The following is a 22,520-nucleotide window of genomic DNA, read 5'->3' as shown; positions in this document are numbered from 1 at the left end:
AAACCTCTTGCCCGTCAGGATAAGTTTAGCTTAGCCTGCTCCACATGTTGCCCCGCATCCCATCCCTCAACTGGCTACGCGTGTTCGAAGCAGCCGCCCGCACGGAGAGCTTTTCCCGCGCCGCATCGCAGCTGAACATGTCGCCAGCCGCCGTCAGCCAACAGGTCAAGGCGCTTGAGACCCGGCTGGGCACGCCGCTGTTTCATCGCCATGCCCATGCTGTAACGTTGACGGAAGCGGGGCGAGCCTATCTGCCCTCAGTTCAGCAATCCCTGCTGATGCTGGAAACGGCCACTACCGGGTTGTTCGGTGAGACGCGGGAACAGAGGCTATACGTTCAGTCGGTTTTGTTGTTTGCCCATGGTATCTTGGCCAAAGGCCTGCCCACGTTTCAGACCGCGCAACCTCAGATCAATCTTTCGCTGACCACCGGCAATGCGAATTCGGATTTCACCAATCAGTTCACAGATCTACAGATCGTGTTTGGCAATCCCGCGCTGTTTGGCACTGAAGGAGATGAACTGCTGCACGAGGTTCTGTTTCCCGTCGCCCCGCCTGAGATTGCTGCACAGATCCGTACCCCGCAGGACCTACAGCAATTCACCCTGATCGAAGTATCGACCCATCGTGCCAGCTGGCTCTATTGGTTCGAAGCGCTGCGTTTGCCGACTGGACAGACCCGGTTCTTCTTTGCTGACAACTCGATCATGGCGGCCGAGCTGTCCGCCTGCGGGCTTGGGATCGCACTGGCCCGCGCGCCCGCATCCGACCGTATCATGGAGGGCTCAGGACTCGTGTCCTGCCTGCCCGACCTACAGGTCAGCGGGCAAGAGGCCTATCACCTGATCTATCCCTCTCGTACAGACTTGCGCCGGCCGGCCCGCCTGTTTCGCGACTGGCTGCTGGACTACAGCGCTGCCGTCCAAACGCGGTAGCGTCCCTGCCCCGTGACTTCGCGGACCAAACCACGGCGGGTGAAACGGTCAATGTTGCGTTGTACTGCAGCGCGCGAGGCCTGGGTCAGTTCTTCGGCAAGAGGGGCAGATACCATGGGCCAAGCCCGCAGCGCGTCAATCAGCAATGGCGGCGTGCGACCGCTGAGGTCCGCTGTTGCCTCCTTCGCCCGTGCCTCCCACGCGTTGATACGGTCCAGATGCAATAAGGCTGCGAGGGCCGCCTGACCGGCTCCGGCAATCCAGGCGGCCAGTTTTTCCTCGGGCGACCCAACACCACGCAGCGCGCCCGGACCGGAGAGGGCCAGCGGCATGAATAGCGCTCCGCCCCGCCCCATCGAGGCCGCATGACGCGCTGCTATGACAGCTGCTTCCGTATCCTGACCGGGTCCTTGGGACACGGCCCGCCATGCATGAAAGGCGATTGCGGCCTGCGTGACGGGGTGCAGCGCCTCGACGCTGCGCATCACGTCCGACAGGTCTGCAATGGCCTCCGGCACCTCTTCGATCCCTTGCGCCATCCGGTCCAGAAAGGCGGTCAGCCCGGCCTCCCAGCCATCATGGGAAGGGGCCGCACCTGATGACAGGCGGCGCACCGCCCAACCTGCCCGATACAGGGACTGCACATCATCACCGGTCGCGCCGATCCGCAGACTCGTCCAAAGCGCTAAACGTTCGACACTGATCCGGTCACCGGTCCACCAGCCCAGATCGGATACATCCATCAAGGCCAGACGATGGGTCCACCCTTCCGGCCCCGCCCGCAGTCGCTCATCCAGCGCGCCAAAGGTCACCGCCAAATCCGCAAGCTCATACGACAACCCGGATTGCGCGGCCTGCCACTCTCTGGGATCGAACAATTGCCGCTGATCTGCCCGAGGGCCAGGGGTCAGGAAATCATCCTGTGGCGAGTCATCCTCGGGGGGGAGAAACCACAGATCATCCTCATCCTCGGGGTCACCATCATAGATGCTGCGCGGCCCGAGGTCTTCGGCCTCATCATCAGGTTCGGATGTGACAGGTTTAGGCTTCATTCCCGTATTGTTCGGCTATTTCCGACCACTCACAAGGGGTTTTCCATTTGGATGACCAGCTTTCCCGACATCTATTGGAAAGTCCGCCCAAAAGGCCGCGCTACCACGCCCGATCGCTGATCTAGACTTTAGGGTAGACTTATCCCTGACAACCGCCCATCGCCCACCGGCGCAGGTTGACCTTCAAACCACCGCCAAACGGATGCTGCTTGGCCACGTTGCCTGCCGCTGGGCGTTTGACATAGGTCTGAGCCTGATCGCACAGGGCCTCATGCGTCCACTGGTGGCAACTCGAACAGTTCTGGTCTTTCCACAACTCATCCGGCAGCCCATCAATCGGCGGGAACTGAGGTGAACCCGCTACCAGTTCCTCGATCGATTTGCCCCGGACATGGGTATTGCCGAACGTCAGGATAGATTTCATGGTGACCGCTGCTCCGGCGTCGATGCTGCCCGAATTCTGCGCCTCGGGCGCCTCGACATTGGGTTCTGCTTTGCGAGTCACGGTCTCGCTTTCCAACTGCAGGGCCGCCAGACGTTCGACCGCCTGGTCGGCAAATGCGCCGCTGGGAAAGCTGTGCAGATAGACTTCGTAGGAATGGATCGAATCGTCCACCTGCGCCAGTTCATACATCAGACGGTCCGTCTCGGTCGCTTCCGGGGCCTCTTGCGATGGCGTGGGCGCGGGCAGAGTGCCGAAAGACTCGGCCAAAATCGTCTGCAGCAGATCATTGGCCTGCGATGCATGAGTACTGTCTGGATAGGCCCGCTGAAACAGCATGATCTTCACCGGGTCACGGCTGTTCACGGCTTCCTGCCACTGTTCTTCTTCGGTTTGCTCAGGTTTCGCGATCAGGGTTTCATTCGCGCGTGCAAAGGCGAAATCCTGCGTCAAGGACGAGGTATCCCAAGGCGTTTGCAGCCCCCGCGTTTCGCTGAGAACATCAACGCGCACCTTCTTGAACAATTGCTCAATCGCCATGCCAGGCGTGTCGATATGCTGCGCAAGGCTCAGCGTGAACGGGCTGTTGCCGGTTTCGCCATCCAGCGCAACACCGCCGGGGTCGGTGGCATAGGCGAGAAAAGTACCAGTCGGGGCTTTCATCTCAGCCAGACCGTTGTCATCCATATCTGCCAGATCCTCGAACGGGTTGTTCCGGCAGGCGTCCAGAATGACGATATTCGTTTTGTTGTTGGCCGAGGCCATCTGATGCAGGACCGAACGCGCCTCAACCGCCATCAGATCCAGATCGGCCGGATCGGACAGCGAAACATCTACAGGCAACAAGTAGTTTGAACCGAAAGACTGCACCCCGTGACCCGCATAGTAAAACAGGCCAACGGCGGTTTCGCCGCCCTTGCGCAGGTCACGCCCGAACTGGGCAATGGCGCGCTTCATTTCGATCTGAGTGCTGTCGGACAGATGCCGCACCTCGAACCCGAGCGCGGCCAGCTTCTCCGCCATCAGCCGCGCATCATTGATCGGATTGTCCAGGGCCGAGACCGAACCATAGTCGGAATTTCCAACCACCAGCGCGATTCGCGGCTCGGCCCAAGCCGAACCGGTCCAGAGTATTGCGATCATCGCAAAAAGGGTTCTAAGTACGCGTTGCACCTTTGGTTCTTTGCCTTTTTCTGGTCTCATGGTCCGTGACCCCTTGGGCACCACTCAGCCCGGAAGTACTCTGATATTGTTTTTTGGCTTTCTTATGGCCGTGGCCTGAAATATCCCAATTATAGTATCAAGACTAGGAAGAGGTTCACACATGCCGCGTTTAAACTTGGTGCGAAATACTTTTGCGATGACAGCACTGGTATGTGCAAACACGGCGTGGGGTCAAAGCGCCGATCCCTTCGAACATGGCTGGAAACTGGACGCAGAATCCTCGGAACTGCAGTTTCTTTCGGTCAAAAAGAACGCGATTGCCGAAAATAGCGGCTTTGCAACCCTGACGGGCGTGATCAGCCCCGAGGGTGGCGCCGATATCCGGGTTCAGATGGACAGTGTTGATACCAAGATTGACCTGCGCAACGTTCGCATGCGGTTTCTGTTTTTTGAAACCTTCAACTTTCCCGAAGCGGTGATCACCGCCCAATTGCCGCCCGAGCAGCTGGTCGATCTTCACCAGACCCGGCACAAGATCATCGACCTACCCTATAGCTTGTCCCTGCATGGGGTGAAAAAAGACAGCGTGGCGCAGGTGGCCATCACTTTGGTCGACAATGACCGCGTAGCTGTGGCCAACACGACACCGATTGCGATTGCCCTGCCCGACTTCAACCTTGAGGAAGGGCGCGGCAAGCTCGAAGAGGCCGCCGGTGTTGATATTCTGCCCTTCGGCTTTGTCAGCTTCGGGTTCGTATTCGACCGTGCCCAACCCGGCACACCGCCTCAGCTTGAGGTCGCCTCGGCTACACCAGGGGCTGCTGCGCTGGAAACCAAGGGTGATCTGGATCGTGAGGCCTGCGAAGGTCGGATGGAGATCCTGTCGCGCACAGGCAATATCTACTTCAACTCGGGCAGTGCGCGGCTGACCAATGACTCGATTCCGCTGCTGAGCAATCTGCATGACATTGTCGACCGTTGCCCGGACCTCAAGATCGAGATCGGCGGACACACGGACAGCGATGGCTCGGATGAGGCTAACCGCGTTCTCAGCGAACGGCGTGCGCAGGCGGTCAACACCTATCTGGTCGATCAGGGGATCGCGCCGGAACGTCTGCTGACGGTTGGTTATGGCGAAAGCCGCCCGGTTGTGTCGAATGACACCGCAGACGGCAAGCGTCGCAATCGGCGGATTGAGTTTGTGCCGGTAAACTAGACTCAGTTCTCGGCCAGAATGATCGGGTCGAACCCACCGCTGCGCCATTGCCGCAGGGCCGAAATGAAATTCGGCCCCGGCACGCCGTCGATCGTACTGTTGTAATAGCCCGCCTTTTGCAGCAGCCGTTGAACCTCCATCAGGGTATCGCGCGACCATTGGTCTGAGGCGAGGGACAGCTGATCAAGGATCGCTCCGTTATCCTCAGCAGCTCCGCGCAGAAGCATCCGCGCCGCTTCCAACGGATCACGAGGCACGCCGCGCCCTTCGTCCAGAAGGATCGCTGCCGCCAGATAGCCCTGATATTCGCCATCACGCGCAGCTTTCTGGAAGTAGCCCAATGCTTGCTCGGGCTCGCCAGCGGCACCATCTTGCGCCAGCACGCCAAGATTGAAGGTCGCCTTGGCCGACCCACCTTCAGCGGCTTGCTGCAAGAGCGCGACGGCGCGCGCATCGTCTTTGGGAACGATCTGGCCTTCAAACAGGGTAACGGCGAGGTTGATCATGGCATCCGCGCTGCCCCCTGCCGCCGCGCGCTCGTACAGATCCAGCGCTGTGCCCATGTCCTGAGGGACGCCGGTGCCGCTTTCGTGCAGTTGCGCCAAGGACACCATCGCCCGCAAATCCCCTTCGGCAGCAGCCTGTTTGTAGAGGGTCACGGCACGCTCCACATCCCCCGCAGCGATCGTCGCCCGCGCAAGAAGCGCCACGTAGTGCGACAACTCCGGTGACTGGGCTGCCGCCGCGCTGCACGCCTGGATTGCCGTCAGCGCGTTTTCCTGCAACCGGCTGAACGGAACGCCCGTGATGCTGGCCGTCCGGTCACGGGGATGGGTCGCAAGCCGCTCACAAATGCCGCCCGGCGTGCTGTCCTCGGGCCTTGGGATTGATGCGATCAGCCGCTGCGCCTGCGCGGCGTGGCTGCCGTCGGGGTATTGCTCTAGGTAGAACTCCAGCAGAGGCCGCATCCGGCTGCGTTGAGCCAGTTTCCAAAGACGCTCGGCCTGTTCGTCCTGGTCTTCGACGCTCAGCGCACGGGTCTGGGTGCCGCCCTGCCCGGCCTCATCCAGAAACGCAAAAACCTCAGTGGCATGCGCGCCCTGTGGGTAGCGGTCAATATAGAGCTGCATCAGAGAGGCATCCTGCGCATTGGCCGCCACCTGCCACAGCAAGGTCTCTTCTGATGCTGTCACTGGGCTGTTGTCGAACCGGAATTGCCGCGTCAACGAGGAGTTATCCCACGGGATCTGCCGCCCACCAGTCGCAGCCAGAACATCCTTGCGGACCGAGATCAGCAGGTCCGAGATATCCTGTCCCGGCGTGTAAATATGGCTCAGGAGTGCTTCAGTGAAAAAGCTGTTCCGCCCGGTGCCATCGAAGGCCACGTTGTCGGGCTGCGTGGCGTAGGCGAACAGAAAATCCGCTGCGCTGCCGACACGGGCCAGCCCTTCGTCAACGCTCAACACACCATCTTCGAACGGGTTGTCACGGCAGGCGTCCAGAAACACCAGCCGGATGCCGTCGGACCGTTCCATCCGTGAGACGAACTCCTCCATTGCAACTGTCTGCTCCGGAATATCCGCAGCACTGGTCAGGTTGGCATCGACCGGAACCAGATAATTGCGCCCATCCACCTGAAAGCCGTGGCCTGCATAAAACAGCAGCGAGACATCAGAATCCGCAGCCGTCGCGCCATAGGATTCAGCCAGAGACAGCATCTCATCCCGAGTCAGATCGGTGCCGAGAAACACGTCGAACCCCAGCCCCTCAAGCGCGATGGCCAGATCCGAGGCATCGTTGATCGGATTGTCGAGCGCCCCGACGGTCTGATAATCCGAGTTCCCGATGATCAGCGCCACACGTTTGTCTGCCAGCGCCGCGAGGGCGCTGAACAGGGTCAATAGCATGGCCGCGCAAAGACGGATCAGGAACATGGGCGCAGAGCCTCCGTTGGGTTACAGACCGATGGCGCGCGACAGGCCGATTTCGGCCTGACCAACAGCAGCCACGATTGTATCTACCTGCTGGTTCTGGATGCTGACAAGCTCAGGGTCGGTTGCTCGTATCAATGTGATCGCCTTGCGGATTTCGCGCTGTGCCTGACGGATCTGACGGCGCGCTTCCTGCACGGCCTCGCGGCGGATCGTCTCCCGCTCCTCAGCGGTGGTGGCAAGTGCCAGACGACGGTTCGCATCCTCGCCCGCCGCGCGAATACCCGCGCTTGCGCCACGGATGATATCGCCAACTGATTCCAGACCCGGCGGCAAACCCTGTACGATCGAATCGAGGTCCGAGGCGTATTCGTCCATCGCGTCGGCGATACAGGCCAGATAGGCGCTAACATTGTTGCCCTGTTCCGCACAGGAAGAGATCACCTCGTCAAAGTCCTGCGACGCATTCTCGACCGTACCAAGCGCCGCTTCTGCTTCGGTTGTCGTTGTGGTCGTAGTACCACCGCCGCCACCTCCGCCGCCGGTGATGGTCGTATCCACGGTCGGGGTAATCTCAATAGTTGGGGTCGGCGGGGTCGGAATGACCGTGTTCCCGATGATTGCCGTGCCAGGCAGCGCGGAAACGGTATAGAACACCTCTGAGATACTCAGGAGTGAGCTTGTATCCACGGTATAAGTCGTGGTTCCGTTTTCGGTGCTGGCAAACGTCAAAGTCTCAAAGATCGGGGACGTGTCCAGCGAGTCACCCGACGGCCCGAACCTAAAGACAGAGGGGCCACCAGAAATTGTACCCGTGCCTGTCGTCGTTTCAGCCTCACCTTCGGGGATGAGAAGCGTGTCAGGTACAACGAACAGGACCGGAGAGGTCGTGTAGTGCAGTGGGTTTGTCCCGCCTTCTGACCCGCTCGCTCCAGGCGCCCACGTATTGGTAAAGTCCCAACCTTGAGCCGACGCAAGGTTAAAGAACCCAACCGTATCCTGAAGTTGTGCGGTGGTGAGTGCTGTGCCCCCGGCGCTGGTGGCCAGACCGGAGGAATCGGTGTTCCAGAAGGAACCTGAAACAGATCCAGAGTTTGAACCGACTAACCCACCAAGTGTGGGTGTATTAGGGCCTGAAAAACTCGCACCGCCCGTCGAATAGCTTCGGGCAACTGTGCCGCCATTGTTGAAGCCTACGAGGCCTCCGAGCGTCGCCGAGTCTCCGGGCGCTGAACTCTGGTTGGTGCCCGAGACACTTCCGGTTGCATAGGAATCCTGAACAAGGCCGTTGTTGTCACCCACCAGACCACCAACGGAAAAATCACCAGCCGTAGAACCACTGACGGTTCCTGTAGCGTGAGACCGAGTTATTGTTCCGTTGTTTTCGCCGACCAAACCGCCCGCGACAACCAAGTTGGCCTCGGTCGTGGCCACGGTCACACTGGCTGTCGAGAAACTGTCTATGATTGTGCCATCGTTGAAACCAACAAGACCACCGGCCTGTTCGTCACTACTGCTAAAGCTACCGGATACCGAAACGCCGGAAATCGTGCCGCCATTTGTTCCCGCCAAGATACCACCGCCCCCAGAGGAAACGCTGGCCCCGTTGATGCGCAGGTTTTGAACATTGCCATCAAGATTGTTGAACAGGCCACCGAACGAACTGGTCGAAATGGTGAGGCCGTTTATCGAAAAGCCGTTGCCTTCAAGTGTACCACCCGCATAGTCGATTGGATCGAAAGAACTGAGTGGCGCGGCACTGATAGAATTGGCCAGGGCGTAGTTGTTGCCGTCCGAAATACCTTGAAGGCCAAAAACATCCGTCAGGAGGTATGGAGACCCGGCGGCGCCAGTGCCACCGAGCGCACGGGTGAATGTTGCGCCGGACGCAATATCAAGCGTTCCCGTCGAGAAACTCGGGAGCGTGGAACTTACCTGTGACCAGGCGCCATTCGTAAGCGTAAAGGTATCGACGTCGATTGTACCACCTGCGCCGGTACCAATCGTTGTGGCGGCGTTCAGTTCCAACTCGCCGCTTGTCGCGGTGATCGCAGCGTTGATTGTGATCGAATCATTGGCAAGCAGCGTTAGCCTAGAGCCGTTGCCCCACGTGATCGGATCGTCGACGGTGATCGTGCCGACCTGTGAGTCATCGCCACCAAGGTCGATAGGGTCTCCATCCGGTTGCAGAGTGCCACTTCCGGCGGTCGTCAGAGTGACGTTGCCGAAGCCAAGGTTCGTTTCAATTGTACCCGGCGTGACCGAACCCGGACCGGTTGCCGTGTCAGACACCGTGATATTCGTGGGGTCCAGCAGCAGCGTGCCATATGCACCAAACGGTGCCCGCGTATCAGTCAGGCCATCGTAATTCAGGGCCAGCTTGCCGGACACTTCGACAAAACCACCATCCCCGGCCAAATCGCCGCCGCGGGCCGAGTTGAAGCCCGAGAACGATGTGTAGTCATCCGACCAGATGATGATCAGACCACCATCGCCCTGATCTCCGCCATTGGCGCTGATTACCGTTGCGCTGTCGACCAGCGTAGTGCTGGCCCGCTGCAGATCGCCGCCGCCTTGCAGGTCACCGCCGACGCGGATCTCTCCGCCATTTCCAGCGCCTGCACCGTCTGCGCTCAGGGCCGCACCGGCCAGTTCGATGGCTTCACCGATAATCGTGATCGACCCACTGTTCTGATCGCGGGCCACCGGGCGCGGAGAGGCCTCGACCAGAGTTACTCGCGCCGAGGTATCAATGCGGCCCGACACCTGTACGGCGCCGCCGCTGCCGCCCAGAACAACTGCTCCGGACACGCCACCGACCGAGCGTGCCTCGATCACGCCAGACATGTTCACGACCCGGCGCGCTGCATCGCGGGCGCTGGCGGCCTTGAGGTGAACGACACCGCCATCCGCCTCGATGCGGCCCGAATTGGTGACCAAAGCCTCCATCGCGGCGTCATCACTGTTTGAAGGCACGGCGACCTGCAGAAAACCGTCGCCGGATACGTCCAGCGTCACTTGCTCACCCGCGCCAAGTCCCACCTTGCCCATTGGCACCCGGATCACACCCGAGTTCGACACTTTGCCGCCGATCAAGGCTGCGTAACCGCCTGGAACAACCTGAATCCTACCCGCATTCTCGACCCCGGCTGAGGCCCCGTTGCCGTTGTAGTGATAGCGGCCGTTCAGAAAATCATCGTCCGAGATGTTCAGGGTCGAGGCCACAAAGCCCCCAGTGTTCACATGGCCATTCGGGCCGATGAAAATGCCGTTCGGGTTGACCAGATGCACCTGCCCGTTGGCGTTCAGCTGACCGTGGATCTGACTGGTTGTATTCCCGGTAACCCGGTTCAGGATCACGCTTTGCGCGCCTGGTTGATTGATATTCACGGTCGAGCCGGAGCCAATCGAAAATCCGTTCCAATTCACGATGGCCGCATTCGACCCCTGCGTGATGTTCAACTGATTGGCGCTGGGTTGGCTGATCGCAACATCACCCGCAGCCACCGTTCCTCCGGTCGGCAGGGATTGCGCTAGTGCGGTCGTGCCCCATAGCACGGCCGAGGCCGACAGCAAAATGCGGCGTGAGACTGTCATGGCTGCGCTACCGTCAGAAGCGGCGGCTGGCAGTGATGCTAAACCGGTTTCCATCTTCCCCGAGGTCATCACGTTCCCCCCTCCCATATTCCACTCGTACTGACCCGGACCGATAGGTCGAGTCCTCAATCGTAAACACATCAAAGCCCAGACCGTAGGCATATGCCCGGGTTGTGCCTTGTTCCAGAACAGTGGGTTGTTCTAAACCTAACACGCCGTAAGCCCCAAAAACATAGGGTTTGAAAAGGATTGGAAAGCCGGCCACTTGCGTCTGTTGTGACCGGCCAAGCTCGGCCCGGGCGACCCAGCCGTCATCTCCGCGCAGGTCGCCCGCGTCGAAGGTCGATAACTCGCTGGAGCTGGCGATACTGAACTGTTCCGACGTGACCAGCGGATCGCCAAAGCTCGATTGAATCCGGCCATTCAAGTTCACGGACCAATTGGCGTTCAACGGGCGCTGATACTGCGCGGACAGTACAAGCTTGGTGAATTGCGCGCTGGCGCCTTGCCGTGACAAGGGCGTATCCCCCGCCCCGACCGCGGAGCTGGCTCCGAATGCGTCCAACCCGCGCGACAGAACGGCCCCCGCAGACAGAAACGCGCCGTTGTCATAGGTCCAGCTTGCGTCCAGCGTGGCCCTCAGCACACTCAGGTCATCGTCATAGATCGGCAGCGAGCCAGAGCTTGCAATCAGATCCTGCGAGTCGCTGATCCGGTCCAGGATCAGTTGCGACGACAGGTTGTAGCTTCGCGTGCGCACCCAAGGATAGTAAAGCCGCAGGGAAAAGCGTTCGAATTTGCTGGTATTTGGCACCAGCTCTGCGTCCGGCTGCGCTTCGCTCAGGGTGTATTCGGCGTTGAACGTCATCCCGTCATAGCCGATCGGAAAGACCGCCCCTGCCGCCGCAATCCTATATTGCGCATCGCTTGAGAAGAACCGTTTGGGCGCACCGCCGACGCGGAAGTAGAAGGTCTCTCCCATCTCCAGCGCGCCGTTGACCTCAAGCCCGAGGTTCAGGTTCCCCGGCCCAAGCTCATCCGACAGTGTATTGTCGAACCCGTAAGAGCCGGTGATCTCTTTGAACTCACCATCCAGCGTCAGAACGGTGCCGCCCCGCGCATCGCCCGCCGACAGGGTCGAGGCCAGCCGCACGCCAAACGTATCCCCGGCCAGCAAAAGCGCGCGTTCAATCTGTTGCAGCTTGACGCCCCGTTTGCCGATCAGAGGTTTGGTGATCATCACCACCCGCTCACGCGCTTGCTGAGGCACTTTTTCGGCGTCAATGCGTTCGATGAACCCGTCAATCACAACGATGCGTAGTGTGCCCCCATCGCGCAGGGTCTGCTGCGGCAGGACCACTCGGCTGAGAACAAAACCCTCATTGGTATAGGCGCTTTCCAATCGGTTTGTGGCGGCAAAAATCTCGGACACGGCCACGCGCTTGCCGGTCAGGCGCTCAATGAAGGCCGCATTTGCCGCCTCCATCTGGGGCAGACCATCTTCGATCCGCACCTGACCAACGGTCACAAACAGCCTGTCTGCGCCTTCGGGCACCGGCGCGCCCGGATCGCGCGCTACGGTCACAGGTCCGGTGCTGCGTTGGTTTTGAGGTTGAAAGGTGGACGGCGCAAGGTTCGACGCGCTTTGCGCCTGCGCCACCGTAGAAAACACAGTCGTCGCGATCACGACGCAGGAAGCCAAAACCAGAAAACGACAAATCCGCGTCATGTCAGAAAAACACCCTTCACCCGTACCGGCCCAAACCAATGAGCCAGAAACGTATCGAGGAAATCCCATCGAAGGGACCATGGCAAGGTCGTTCTCAACATTCCGCAGCCCCCTTTGGAATAGATAACGCTTTATTTACTTTGCACCCTATTGCGTCTGTGACGGACTTCACAAAGCGCAAGAAAGGCGCGGTCAGAGCATCCCGGCCTCGAGCCACTCTTCGATCTTATTGCGGCTGACCTCGAAATGCATGGAGTCCTCACGGCCCCAGGCGGCACCCCAGACCCAGCCTTCCTCGCGGAAGAAATCGGCCAGAATAGTCAGACCCAACTGTGTTTTTCCGTCGCCCAGCGTATCCAGAACACCATCGATATTCAGGTCGACCGCAAGACCGTAAGCATGGGCCGAAGCCGAAGACGTCGCCCCGCGAATACGGCGCACACACAACGACCCAGCCGTATTGATACGCGCATAAAGGTCGGGGTCGGTGCGTTGAATGTTCTCGAATACAGCCCGCAGTGAATCAACCGCAGGTTTCAACATCCGCACCCGAACCGGCCCGACCTCTTCCAGCACCAATAGTTCCTCAAGCCGTGGATTGGTCATCGACTGACATTCATCTGTCAGATCCTCGCGCGGCAGGCCGAATGTTTCGCGCAAGAAGGACGATCCGGCCAAGTCCAACTCCCGGTTCACCTTGTTGCGGTTGGCGATCAGGACGACCTGCGCATAAGCGTCAATGATCTCATTAGGCGACGAGCGGTCAAACCCATAGTCATCCGCCACCGAATTGTCTTGCGGCACGATCCCGGCACCATTTTGGGTGCGCGACACCTCAAGCGAAAGTCGTTCAACCTGTTCGCGCATATCATCCAGCTGTTGGCTGAGCATCTCGATCTCGATCCGGGCGCCTGAATCGATGGCGGGACCTTCGAAATTCTCGTCAAGTGGGACGACCAAAGGAAAGACGTACCAGATGATCGGAGCCAGTATGATGGCCACTCCCAGAATGATCGCTGGAACGATGCGCATTTGCCTGATGTTTCCTGTATTCTGCCACCTTATGAGATGAACTTAAAAGGCTGGGCGCATGATGTCACGCTATTGACCTAAAAATGTCCAGCGCTTGTGTGACATTCTTCATTGTCGGTCGTCGGGTGGGGGGCTAGTCTTCCCCTCAAACACGGAAAGGTTAGGGTTATGTCCGCATTTGCATCATGGAAGTTCATCGGGGCCTCGGCATTTGCCGTCCTGTGTACCGCTCAGTTCGCTTTGGCGCAGTCAGGCGAGTTGACGGCAGACGAAATCACCGACGCGTTCAACAAGCAAAAGACGCGCGGCCTTGTCATCGTGCCGTCGAATTCCGGCGAAACGGCTGAGGCCGAAGCTGAAACCACCGTCGCCGCTGCACCGACGGAATACCAGCCGGTCGCAAGCGAGGATCAGGTCAATATCCAGATCCGTTTCGATTTCGCCTCTGCCGCGCTGCGTGAGGATGAAAAGCCCAAGCTTTCGTCGCTTTGTCAGGCGATGAAGAACGTGGATGTGAACGTTTTCCAGATCATCGGCCATACCGACAGTGCAGGCTCGGCTGAATACAACCAGAACCTGTCGCTGCTGCGCGCCAAAGAGGTCAAGCGCTTCCTCGTCGGCGATTGCGGCATCTCGGAACAGCGGCTTGAGGTACTGGGCGTGGGCGAAGCCGAACCTCTGAACAAGGACAATCCGCGCGCCGACGAAAACCGTCGCGTTGAATTCCAGGCCCTCGGCTGATTACACCACCACTCTAACTAAACCGAGGACAGCATGACGGACTCCCGCGCAGGCGACCTGTTTCAGCCGGGCGATCTGGTGAACAATACCTATCGGATCGAAGCGATACTTGGGCGGGGCGGTACTTCTGACGTCTATCGAGCCCGCTCCGAGATTTCGGGGCGGCTTGCCGCTTTGAAGGTTCTGAAGGCCGAGTTTTCCAGCAATGATGACTATCTGGTCCTGCTGACCCGCGAGGAAGAAATCCGCGACATCCGCCACGACGCGGTTGTCCGCTATTCTGAAAACAACCGAACCGCCGACGGGCATGTCTATCTGGTGATGGACTATGTCGACGGGCCGGGTCTGGACCAGAAACTCAAGGCTGGCCCCATGTCGGCAAGCGATGTGCTGACTGTGTGTAAACGGGTCTGCGAGGGGCTTGAAGCCGCCCATGCCCGCAACATCGTTCACCGCGATCTGAGCCCCGACAATATCATCCTGCGCGATGGCGATCCGGCGCAGGCCGTGATTATTGATTTCGGCATCGCCAAGGATACAAACCCGGGTGCCGAAACCATTGTGGGCGGTGAGTTTGCCGGGAAATACGCCTATGCCGCGCCCGAGCAGCTTTCCGGCAAAACCGACCAGCGTACCGATATCTATTCTCTGGGCGCCTTGCTGCTGGCCAATTTCCGGGGGCAAAAAGCCGATGCCGGGCGCAACCTGCTGGAAGTGGTCGAAAACAAGAAAGAGCCGCTGAATACTCAGGACGTACCGGAACCGCTGAAGTCGATCCTCGACAAAATGACGGCTCCGAACCCGGATGATCGGTACCAGAGCGCCGGAGATGTCCTGCGCGCACTTGCGGCGGCCCGGAACGGATCGGCTGCGCCTCAAGACGATCTGGACGATGCGACCGTGATCGCCCCGCGCGCGGCCCCAGCTGCTGCGCCATCTTCCGCCCCGGTTACGAAACCCGACCCGAAACCCAAGGCCACCCCTGCTAAATCTGAGCCTGCCAAATCCTCGCGCGGAGGCGTAGTTGCCGCAGTTGGCGTGCTTGCGGTCGTTGGCATTGGCGCAGGTGGATATTTCGGCGGTCTGTTTGACAGCTTCCTTGCACCGCAATATCCGACCGTATCGCCTTATACTCTGGTGGCTGATAAACGCCCCGGTCAGGCCCCTCGTGCCGTAGGCTTTGTACCGTCCGAGACCGTGCGGGATGCCATGACGGGCGAGATCACATCCGAAGGGGGCGACGTTGATCTCACATTGGCCTCAGGCGACATTTCCGACACCTGGGGGACAGCCGTGACCGGCGTCATCGACGCCGCCATGGATCTGGATGAGTGGCGTTTCGTGGTCGAAGGCAATGAGGCCCGGCTGACCGGACAAACCACCGATCAGGCCCTGCATGCCGAGCTAGAGCAACTCTACTCCGCCGGTCTGCCCGCCGGGCTACAAGGCACCGCAGATATCGAGTTGGAGTCGCTGTTCCTGTCCGCAGATGAGGTCCGACCCATCTTGTCCGGTCTGGCCGATTGCGGCGCGTTGAAACTGATCGACGCACCCAGCACGGGCTACGGCCCCGAAACACCGATCAAGGTTGGCGGAACGCTGGCCTCAAGGGACAGTTTGGTCGGTTTGGACACCGCGCTGACGGCCCTCGCTGGTTCACGCCCTATCGATCTTGAACAGGTCACGCTGCTGAACCCTACCCTGTGCCTGATCGAGAACTTCCTGCCCTCGGCACCTACCAGCGATATCTCGATTGCGTTCTTCAACGGAGAGCAAGGCAACGCGCCCAATCCGACCGGAGACTTCATTGTCGGGCAAAACCCGGTCATCGATGTCGACCTGCCCGATGATGTTCAGGATGGGTATTTGTCCGTCTCGGTCCTGGATGTGTCAGGCAATGTGTTCCACTTGCTGCCCAATGTCACCCGCCAAGACAACGATATCGCCTCTATACGCGACGGAGAGTCCGGACCGATTTCCGTCCGCGTGGCCTATTCGATTGATGAAAGCCAAGACAATGGCGGCATCGCCTTTCAGGTCGATGACACCGCGCTTGGGAAAAGCAAGGTAATCGTTCTGCACACTGACAACCAGTTGTTTAGCACCATACGCCCAACGGCGGAATCCGCTGCAGGTTATGCCGAGGCTCTGCGCGAGCAGGACCGCAATGTTGAAACGCAAATTCTGTCTCTGGACAGCCGCATTCTGACCACGCTGGAGCAATAGGCTCCGGCGGCGTTCCTGCGTCCAAATGTGAATTTAAAGGATGTCGACAACAATCACGGTTATGTTGTCGGCCCCGCCTCCATCCAGCGCGACCTGTATCAACTGATCCGAGACGGTCTCGATCGGCATATCCGACAGCGCTTTCTCCAACATCGGGAACGTCGCGTATTTACTAAGGCCGTCTGAGCAGATCAGAAAACGATCGCCGGGCTGAACTTCGCCACGGACCTTGTCCAGTTCAAGAACATCCCCAACGCCCACGGCCCGTGTGATCGCATTGGATTGAGGGTGCTGCTCTGCCTCGTCCCAGCTCATCTGACCGGCCAGAACCAGATCCGCCACGACCGAGTGATCGGTGCTAAGCATCTGGATCTTGCCCTCACGCAGCAGATAAATACGGCTATCCCCAGCCCAAAGCCCGACAAAGTGCCCATTGGCCAGCATCATGCACGCAACCGTCGTACCAATCGTGCCGCCACCTCGGGCATCTGCCTCTTGTCGGATCACGGCATGGGCGCGCTGGATTGCGTCCCGCAATGCGGTCAACCTATCTGCTGGGGCCAAACCGGGCGGGATTGCGGCAACCATATCCGCGACCAATCGGCTGGCATAGTCTCCCGCGTCATGCCCGCCCATCCCATCAGCCACCAACCAGAGGCTTTCCTCGGGCAGCGCTAGCACCGCGTCTTCGTTGACCTTACGCCTTAGGCCCACATGGCTGCGTGCACTGTACCGAACGCGGTGACTTGAATTCATATTGGTCGTGCCTCGGTCCACAATGCGGCGTGTAAGTTGAACAAGCCTTGCATGTTTGCCCCATCCGGTAAACCTTCGCAGATCATCATTCGGGGGACGCCGCCGATTTCAGTGCTCCAAACGCTTGGGGTGCGATATCTTTGCGACATCAAGCCCGCCGCCAGATCAGGCAACAAGCTGTCGGAGACTTCCCCGCGGGTCAGCACCATCGTGTTACCATGTGCGCGCACAGGCGCAGTCGGTTGCTGCGTTGGGGCTGGCAAAGCGGCCAAACCCTCGGCCAGTTTGTCGCGGGTCATGTCATCTTCGAGCGCGGCAAGCGCCAGATCTTCAAGTTGTCGGTAGACCTCAGCTGCCCGGAAATGCGCCAACGCAGCAGACCCTTCGTTCGAGACCCCGGCAACCAAGGTCAAAGGAAACCGACGTCCGACCCGATCCACCGAAGGCATCAGAACCCCCAGCATCTTTTGCGGGCCAGCCAGCCCCGGAGACAGGCAAAACCGCCAGATCGGAGCAGACATGTAGTGGGAATCCCATGCCTCACCCAAAGCTTCTGACGCAGCCAACATGCTGCGCTGTATCCACTCATCCCACGGCTGTACAAACGCGTGTGATACCCCGAGGCGGAAGAAATCTCCGACCGAGGGCATCTTGCCGAATGCACCAAACCCGCCTGTTTGCATCAGAACGACTTGGGACAGCTGAATTTCTGCAGCGCCGGCAAAGCGAACGGGTTGATGACCGAACCCGACTGCAACTGGAAGATTGCGATGCGACCACCGACATTGAAGATCACCTTCTTGCGGTCAGACACATTGGTGCGCCTTACCTCGGCCGCGTCCAGCAGGCGGAACCAGGCCCAGGGGCCGTCCTTGGACAGAACGCTTTCGATATTGCGCTTTTCCGGCTCAAAGCTGACGCGCGCCAGCCCAACCGAGCCCGGCCATGTCACGGCGAGGGGTGAGGGCAGCCCACCGCGATGTTTGAACTCCAGCACTTGGCCATCAATCTCAAGCTTGACGCCTTTGGCCTTTGGATCCAATGCCTCGGGCATAATTTGGAACTGGATTTGCGGCTGCGGGCCTGCCGCAAAGAATGCCTCCTTGATCTCGGCGGCATTTTGAAACTGGGTCAGAACCGCCTGACTGATGCCCAGATCGGTCGCATTGACCCCGGACTTCCACGACCATGGTCGCGTGCGCATATCCACATGTTTGGCGAGGTTTTCGTTGAAGAACGAGTCGATCAGACCTTGCGGACCGAACAACTTGCCAAAGTCACCCATCGCAACATCCGCACCCGAGCGGCGGTTGAACGGATAGCGATCCCCGACGACCTGCTCGCAGAACGGCAAAACCGTTGATTGCCACCGCGCGTTGATGGACGAGCGGGTGCTATCCGAGGTGATCCCGGACGAACCGTCGATGATCTGCAGGGCCCAGCGTTCCATCGGGCCGGGAATACGGGCGGCCTCTTGCTGGAACTGCTGCAGAGCCTGCCCGGTTTCACCACCAGAGACACCGCTGAACGACATTTTGTTCAGCTCCTGATATACGCTTGTCAGCGACCCCATCAGCATGTCCAGCTGCGAAGGCTGCCCCTCTTGCCGTTCAACCAGCTGATGCAACCAATCGAAGCGATCCTCGACATACTGCCCTGGCGCTTGCACGGGTTCGCCTGCATTGACACCACTGGTTTTGGCCAAGGCTTCCAACAGGATCTGCGTTTGGGCTGAGGTAGCCGACTGCAACTCAATCGCGGCGGCCCCGGAAACACCTTCGCTGATCGCATCATTGCCCGAGAGAATTGACCGGTTTTCGGTCAGTTTCGTCTCATCCGAGATCGAATTCAGGACATTCACGATAGGCGAGGTCGGGCCTGACAGCACATTAGTGACCTCAACTGCGTGGCTGAGGCTTTCCATCGGTACGATGTCGATATCGCCCAGCATGGCGTCATAGCGCGCGATGTAGTCGTTGTAATACAAGTCCAGAACATCGCGGCTGAGGGCGGCAAGAGCCTGCTCCGTCTGTTCAGCCTCACCTCGTGGGCCCAGAACCCAGCTTTCCTTTTGAACGCGTTTGGCGACACCGATCGCCTCTCCAAGGAAAACGTTATTGAAGCCATTGTAGGTAAAAATGCCCTCGATCCCGTCGTTCAAAGGTTTCCCGGAAGACCGCACTAGAACGCGCCCGACAGCGGGGCCACCTACTTCGGTGATCCGCCACTCCGGCAGCGCTGTGGCCGCGGGGCTGGAGACGATACCGTTATAGACACGCTGCGCCAGCGGGAGTTCCGACAGAATACCCTGAATCTGATCCACCATCGGCCCATTCAGCGCGATCTCTTGCATCGGTTGGCTCAGCATGGCGTCCAGGTGATCGTTCAGATCCGCGCGGAATTCCTCACGCGATGGACCGGGGAAGGACACGCTCCAATCAATGTTCATCCATTCCTTGACCAAATCCTGGTTCATCGGCCCTTGCAGACCCAGCATCAGATAAACCTTCAGCGCTTCATAGAGCACATCGGGGTTGTTGATGTTGGCGCTCATCTGCTCTTCCAGACGCAGAAGAAGACGCGGCAACAGACGTTGGTTCAACGCGGCGCGGTAGGTTTGTGCCGCCTGTGTGCCGATCACGTCGCCCTGATAGAGACCGTAAGTCAGACGTGTTTCAGGCTCAGGATCCGATAGCGTCGGATTGGCCGGCAGGTCGCGCAACGTGTTCAACGCTTGCACGACCGGAACCAGATCGGTGTCTCCCACGGGGCTGGGCGGCAAAGTCGCGGCGGCGGCCTGATAGGCGGATACACCCTCCTGCGCCTCGGCGATCAGATCAGTGTTGCCCATGTAGCTGCGCACCAGCAAGGCTCCGACTGTGACGGCTGCAATGACAGTCGCCGCAATCGAGGCCCATTTGGTGATCTTGTAGCGCTTTTCCACCTTGTCATCCGCGCTAACCAGACCAGCCTCGCGGAAGATCACCTGATCGAACAGGCGCGTCAGGAAATAGGAGCGACCCGACCCCTGCCCTGAGCCAATGGCCTGACGGCCAATCCCAAAGGTCCGCGCCATGCCCAGCATAAGGCGGTCAATTGGTGTGCCTTCTTGCGTACCCGACGTAAAATAAACCCCGCGCAGCATGTGGCGGTGCTGATAGCGGCTGTCCTGAAACACCTCGGTCAGGAACTCATGCGCCACCTTGCGCACCGAGGCGACCTGCATCGGGAACCCGGCAATCAGAGCCCGGCGCTGCGGGTCCGTCTCGGTCTGCATACGCTCCAAGGACTGAGAGTTCAGGCGACCCAGAAGCAGGGCGAATTCCTCATCAAAAGCCGCGACCGGAGATTGCTCGCTGCGCGACTTGTCTAATGGTAGAGTAAAGCCCCAAACCTGTTCGCGTTCTTCTTTGCCCAGATTGTCGTGGAATTCGGCAAAACCTGCGATCAGGTCGGCTTTGGTGAACAGGATATAAACTGGGAACCGCACGCCCAATTTTTCACGCAGCTCTTCCAGCCTGCGGCGGACGGCCTTTGCGTGTTCCTTCTGCGTGACCTCGTCCTGCAGAGACAGGTCAGACAGCGATATCGCAATCATCGCGCCATTGATCGGCTGCCTTTTGCGGTATTTCTTGAGCAGGTTTAGGAACCCGATCCAAGCCGCATTGTCGACCTCGGCATCGCTTTCCTGCGTCGTGTAACGCCCGGCCGTGTCGATCAGAACGGCATTCTCGGTGAACCACCAGTCACAGTTCCGCGTACCGCCGACACCGCCAATCGCGGTCTTGCCCAGCTCATCGGCCAAGGGGAAGTTCAGGCCCGAGTTCACAATCGCCGTCGTTTTGCCAGCCCCCGGAGGGCCGATCATGACGTACCAGGGCAGCTCATTCAGATGGCGCCGCCCGTTCTTTGACTTGCGCAAAGCCGCCATCGCGGTTTTCAGTTTGCCGCGAAGCTCGGAAATCTCGCTATCGATCATGTCGCCGCCATCGGCGACGGATTCAGTGATCTCCTCCGTCAGCTTCTTTTCGCGACGTCGGCGCAACAGAAAAATGGTCAGGCCGATCAGGAAGAAGACCAGATAGATCACCCCGCACCAGATCAGGCGCGTCCCGACCCCGTCCAGCGGACGCCACTCATCCGAGCCGATCCACGGGCCGAAATAGTACAGACACCCAGCCAGTACCGTCGCCGTGAAGAACAGCACGGTGTAGATCGACATGAAAACATATCTTAAAACGCGGCGGATCATCAGTTCTCCTCCTGAACCAGCAGGACTTCGATCCGGCGGTTCGTGGCCCGGCCTTCGCGGGTCGAGTTGTCGGCAATCGGTTCGCTATCGGCGCGGCCTTCGGCACTTAGGCGGTCGGGATCGGAAATCTCACCCGCCATCTGGTTCATCACCGATTTGGCCCGTGCCAGAGACAGAGCGAGGTTGGACGGAAAGCGCGATGAGCGGATCGGCACATTGTCTGAGTGCCCGGTCACGATGACCCCTCCGGGTTCGCCGTCCAACGCAACAGCCACACGGCGCACCGGCTCCTTGAATTTGTCCTGCAGATGATCCGAACCCGACCCGAACATGCCCGATCCCTTGATCCGGATAATCAGCGTGTTGCCCTTCTCAAAGACCTCAACCAACCCTTCGTCGATCTCGGGCTGCAGGAAAGCCACGACCTTTTCGACCTGCGGCTGGGCTTGCGGCGGTGGCGGAGGAGGCGGTGGCGCGCGGCGCTGCAACTCCGTCACACGGCCAGCATCAATCACCGACATCTGCCCCACAAGGTTTTCTGTCTTGTTGGACAGCAGGTAAGACAATCCGCCAAACTCGATCAGCAAAAGCAACGCGGTCACGCCAACAGCGATCCAGACTGGCTTCCAAAGGCTGAGGGCGCGGTAGGGTTTGTCGACCCCTTCCCAATGCGGGGCGAGGTCCCGTTCCACGTCACTACGCTGTGCGCGAATGATCCGCGCCAGACCCTGACGGATCTGCATATGCTTGTCCGCGCCGCCCTGTTCGACGCGCAAACGCCCCTCGAACCCAAGCGAAAGGCACATGTAGACGAATTCAAGCAGCTCAATATTGTTGGCCGGGTCCTGTTCAAGACGCGCCAGCAGGTCATAGAAGCGATCACCACCGACGGTCTCTCGGTGGAAGGTGCCCACCAGCGACTGGGTCGCCCAACTGGATTGGCCACCCCACGGTGTATTCAAAACAACGTCGTCCAAAGTCGCGCACAAAGCATAGCGTGCGATCTTGACGGTCTGCGCCGCAATGCCTGCTTGCAAAGCGGCATTTTCAAACGCGCGCACCTCGGCCACAACGCTTTGGCGCAGCTTGTCCGGATCCATATGCTGCGCGCGATTGCGAATGCGGCTGATCAACGAAAACAGCGATGCAGCGCAGGCGTTCAGCCGGTTCATACCGGTAGTCGCGACCTCTTCCCCACCGGACGCAGGCCGGGATTGGGGCGTCTGGGGTTGAGGCACCCCGTATCCTGCACCGCCCGGCGCCGGTTGTGCCATGGGCTCGGGCTGTGGCACCTGCATCGGATCGGGATATCCGGCCGGTTGCTGCGGAGCCGGCTGTTGCGGCATTCCACCCGCCTGTCGTCGCCCACCGGGATTGGGGCGAATGACCGTCTTATCGGTGTCGTCCGGTTCGGCAAATGGATCTTTGTCGGACATTCTTTGACCTG

Annotated in this window: 14 protein-coding genes; 4 read left to right on the top strand and 10 right to left on the bottom strand. The window is 59.5% G+C overall.

The annotated features are described in order from the left end of the window. Positions 1-44: 44 nt before the first annotated feature. A complete protein-coding gene (locus tag ACRZ95_RS11455; RefSeq protein ID WP_170675832.1) occupies positions 45-935 on the top strand; it encodes a LysR family transcriptional regulator in 891 nt (296 codons plus the stop codon). On the opposite strand, the gene ACRZ95_RS11450 is transcribed toward ACRZ95_RS11455, so the two are convergent. Next, complete coding sequence (locus ACRZ95_RS11450) at positions 908-1,987, bottom strand: helix-turn-helix domain-containing protein (RefSeq protein WP_170549495.1); 1,080 nt, start codon at positions 1,985-1,987, stop codon at positions 908-910. The two genes, ACRZ95_RS11455 and ACRZ95_RS11450, sit on opposite strands and share 28 nt — an antisense overlap. A 139-nt stretch (positions 1,988-2,126) precedes the next feature. Further along, complete coding sequence (locus ACRZ95_RS11445; protein ID WP_170675833.1) at positions 2,127-3,632, bottom strand: caspase family protein; 1,506 nt, start codon at positions 3,630-3,632, stop codon at positions 2,127-2,129. A 121-nt stretch (positions 3,633-3,753) separates the two neighbouring features. Between ACRZ95_RS11445 and ACRZ95_RS11440 the strand changes: the two genes are divergently transcribed. Continuing rightward, positions 3,754-4,809: an OmpA family protein gene (locus ACRZ95_RS11440; RefSeq protein ID WP_170675834.1), complete on the top strand. Its 1,056-nt coding sequence runs from the start codon at positions 3,754-3,756 to the stop codon at positions 4,807-4,809. A gap of 2 nt (positions 4,810-4,811) precedes the next feature. On the opposite strand, the gene ACRZ95_RS11435 is transcribed toward ACRZ95_RS11440, so the two are convergent. The 4 genes from ACRZ95_RS11435 to ACRZ95_RS11420 form a co-directional block, all read right to left on the bottom strand. Next, entirely contained in the window at positions 4,812-6,743 is a 1,932-nt protein-coding gene (locus ACRZ95_RS11435) for a caspase family protein (RefSeq protein ID WP_170639697.1), read from the bottom strand. A 21-nt stretch (positions 6,744-6,764) separates the two neighbouring features. Beyond that, positions 6,765-10,406 carry a two-partner secretion domain-containing protein gene (locus ACRZ95_RS11430; RefSeq protein ID WP_170675835.1) on the bottom strand — a complete coding sequence of 1,214 codons (3,642 nt, stop codon included), beginning with the start codon at positions 10,404-10,406 and terminating at the stop codon, positions 6,765-6,767. Then, positions 10,351-12,066 (bottom strand): ShlB/FhaC/HecB family hemolysin secretion/activation protein, encoded by a 1,716-nt coding sequence (locus tag ACRZ95_RS11425; protein WP_170675836.1) that lies wholly within the window; start codon positions 12,064-12,066, stop codon positions 10,351-10,353. Before ACRZ95_RS11425 ends, ACRZ95_RS11430 begins: the two co-directional genes overlap by 56 nt. A 192-nt stretch (positions 12,067-12,258) precedes the next feature. Beyond that, positions 12,259-13,098: a M15 family metallopeptidase gene (locus tag ACRZ95_RS11420; RefSeq protein WP_480554959.1), complete on the bottom strand. Its 840-nt coding sequence runs from the start codon at positions 13,096-13,098 to the stop codon at positions 12,259-12,261. A gap of 168 nt (positions 13,099-13,266) precedes the next feature. On the opposite strand from ACRZ95_RS11420, the gene ACRZ95_RS11415 reads away from it, so the two are divergent. Beyond that, positions 13,267-13,839, top strand: coding sequence for an OmpA family protein (locus ACRZ95_RS11415; RefSeq protein ID WP_170549474.1), 573 nt, complete (start codon positions 13,267-13,269; stop codon positions 13,837-13,839). Between the two features lie 33 nt (positions 13,840-13,872). Further along, entirely contained in the window at positions 13,873-16,065 is a 2,193-nt protein-coding gene (locus tag ACRZ95_RS11410) for a serine/threonine-protein kinase (protein WP_170675838.1), read from the top strand. 33 nt (positions 16,066-16,098) lie between these two features. Here ACRZ95_RS11410 and ACRZ95_RS11405 read toward each other — a convergent pair whose 3' ends face one another. The 4 genes from ACRZ95_RS11405 to icmH are packed head-to-tail and all read right to left on the bottom strand — an operon-like array spanning position 16,099 to position 22,509. Beyond that, complete coding sequence (locus ACRZ95_RS11405; RefSeq protein WP_170659069.1) at positions 16,099-16,821, bottom strand: protein phosphatase 2C domain-containing protein; 723 nt, start codon at positions 16,819-16,821, stop codon at positions 16,099-16,101. Next, on the bottom strand, positions 16,818-17,504 hold the full coding sequence (tagF, locus tag ACRZ95_RS11400) for a type VI secretion system-associated protein TagF (RefSeq protein WP_170675839.1): 687 nt from the start codon (positions 17,502-17,504) through the stop codon (positions 16,818-16,820). The genes ACRZ95_RS11405 and tagF overlap by 4 nt, the downstream gene beginning before the upstream one ends. After that, positions 17,504-21,073, bottom strand: coding sequence for a type VI secretion system membrane subunit TssM (gene tssM, locus ACRZ95_RS11395; protein ID WP_170675840.1), 3,570 nt, complete (start codon positions 21,071-21,073; stop codon positions 17,504-17,506). Before tssM ends, tagF begins: the two co-directional genes overlap by 1 nt. Next, positions 21,073-22,509: a type IVB secretion system protein IcmH/DotU gene (icmH, locus tag ACRZ95_RS11390; RefSeq protein WP_170675841.1), complete on the bottom strand. Its 1,437-nt coding sequence runs from the start codon at positions 22,507-22,509 to the stop codon at positions 21,073-21,075. Before icmH ends, tssM begins: the two co-directional genes overlap by 1 nt. Positions 22,510-22,520: the final 11 nt, after the last annotated feature.

Source organism: Ruegeria sp. AI3 (assembly GCF_056541245.1).
Note: the sequence above shows the minus strand (reverse complement) of the source record. Positions and strands in the feature narration are given on the sequence as shown.

What these genes read in the sequence shown, in the direction of transcription:
- ACRZ95_RS11455 (WP_170675832.1), top strand. Translation starts at nt 45, where the DNA reads ATGTTGCCCCGCATCCCATCCCTCAACTGGCTACGCGTGTTCGAAGCA.
- ACRZ95_RS11450 (WP_170549495.1), bottom strand. Translation starts at nt 1,987, where the DNA reads ATGAAGCCTAAACCTGTCACATCCGAACCTGATGATGAGGCCGAAGAC.
- ACRZ95_RS11445 (WP_170675833.1), bottom strand. Translation starts at nt 3,632, where the DNA reads ATGAGACCAGAAAAAGGCAAAGAACCAAAGGTGCAACGCGTACTTAGA.
- ACRZ95_RS11440 (WP_170675834.1), top strand. Translation starts at nt 3,754, where the DNA reads ATGCCGCGTTTAAACTTGGTGCGAAATACTTTTGCGATGACAGCACTG.
- ACRZ95_RS11435 (WP_170639697.1), bottom strand. Translation starts at nt 6,743, where the DNA reads ATGTTCCTGATCCGTCTTTGCGCGGCCATGCTATTGACCCTGTTCAGC.
- ACRZ95_RS11430 (WP_170675835.1), bottom strand. Translation starts at nt 10,406, where the DNA reads ATGACCTCGGGGAAGATGGAAACCGGTTTAGCATCACTGCCAGCCGCC.
- ACRZ95_RS11425 (WP_170675836.1), bottom strand. Translation starts at nt 12,066, where the DNA reads ATGACGCGGATTTGTCGTTTTCTGGTTTTGGCTTCCTGCGTCGTGATC.
- ACRZ95_RS11420 (WP_480554959.1), bottom strand. Translation starts at nt 13,098, where the DNA reads ATGCGCATCGTTCCAGCGATCATTCTGGGAGTGGCCATCATACTGGCT.
- ACRZ95_RS11415 (WP_170549474.1), top strand. Translation starts at nt 13,267, where the DNA reads ATGTCCGCATTTGCATCATGGAAGTTCATCGGGGCCTCGGCATTTGCC.
- ACRZ95_RS11410 (WP_170675838.1), top strand. Translation starts at nt 13,873, where the DNA reads ATGACGGACTCCCGCGCAGGCGACCTGTTTCAGCCGGGCGATCTGGTG.
- ACRZ95_RS11405 (WP_170659069.1), bottom strand. Translation starts at nt 16,821, where the DNA reads ATGAATTCAAGTCACCGCGTTCGGTACAGTGCACGCAGCCATGTGGGC.
- tagF (WP_170675839.1), bottom strand. Translation starts at nt 17,504, where the DNA reads ATGCAAACAGGCGGGTTTGGTGCATTCGGCAAGATGCCCTCGGTCGGA.
- tssM (WP_170675840.1), bottom strand. Translation starts at nt 21,073, where the DNA reads ATGATCCGCCGCGTTTTAAGATATGTTTTCATGTCGATCTACACCGTG.
- icmH (WP_170675841.1), bottom strand. Translation starts at nt 22,509, where the DNA reads ATGTCCGACAAAGATCCATTTGCCGAACCGGACGACACCGATAAGACG.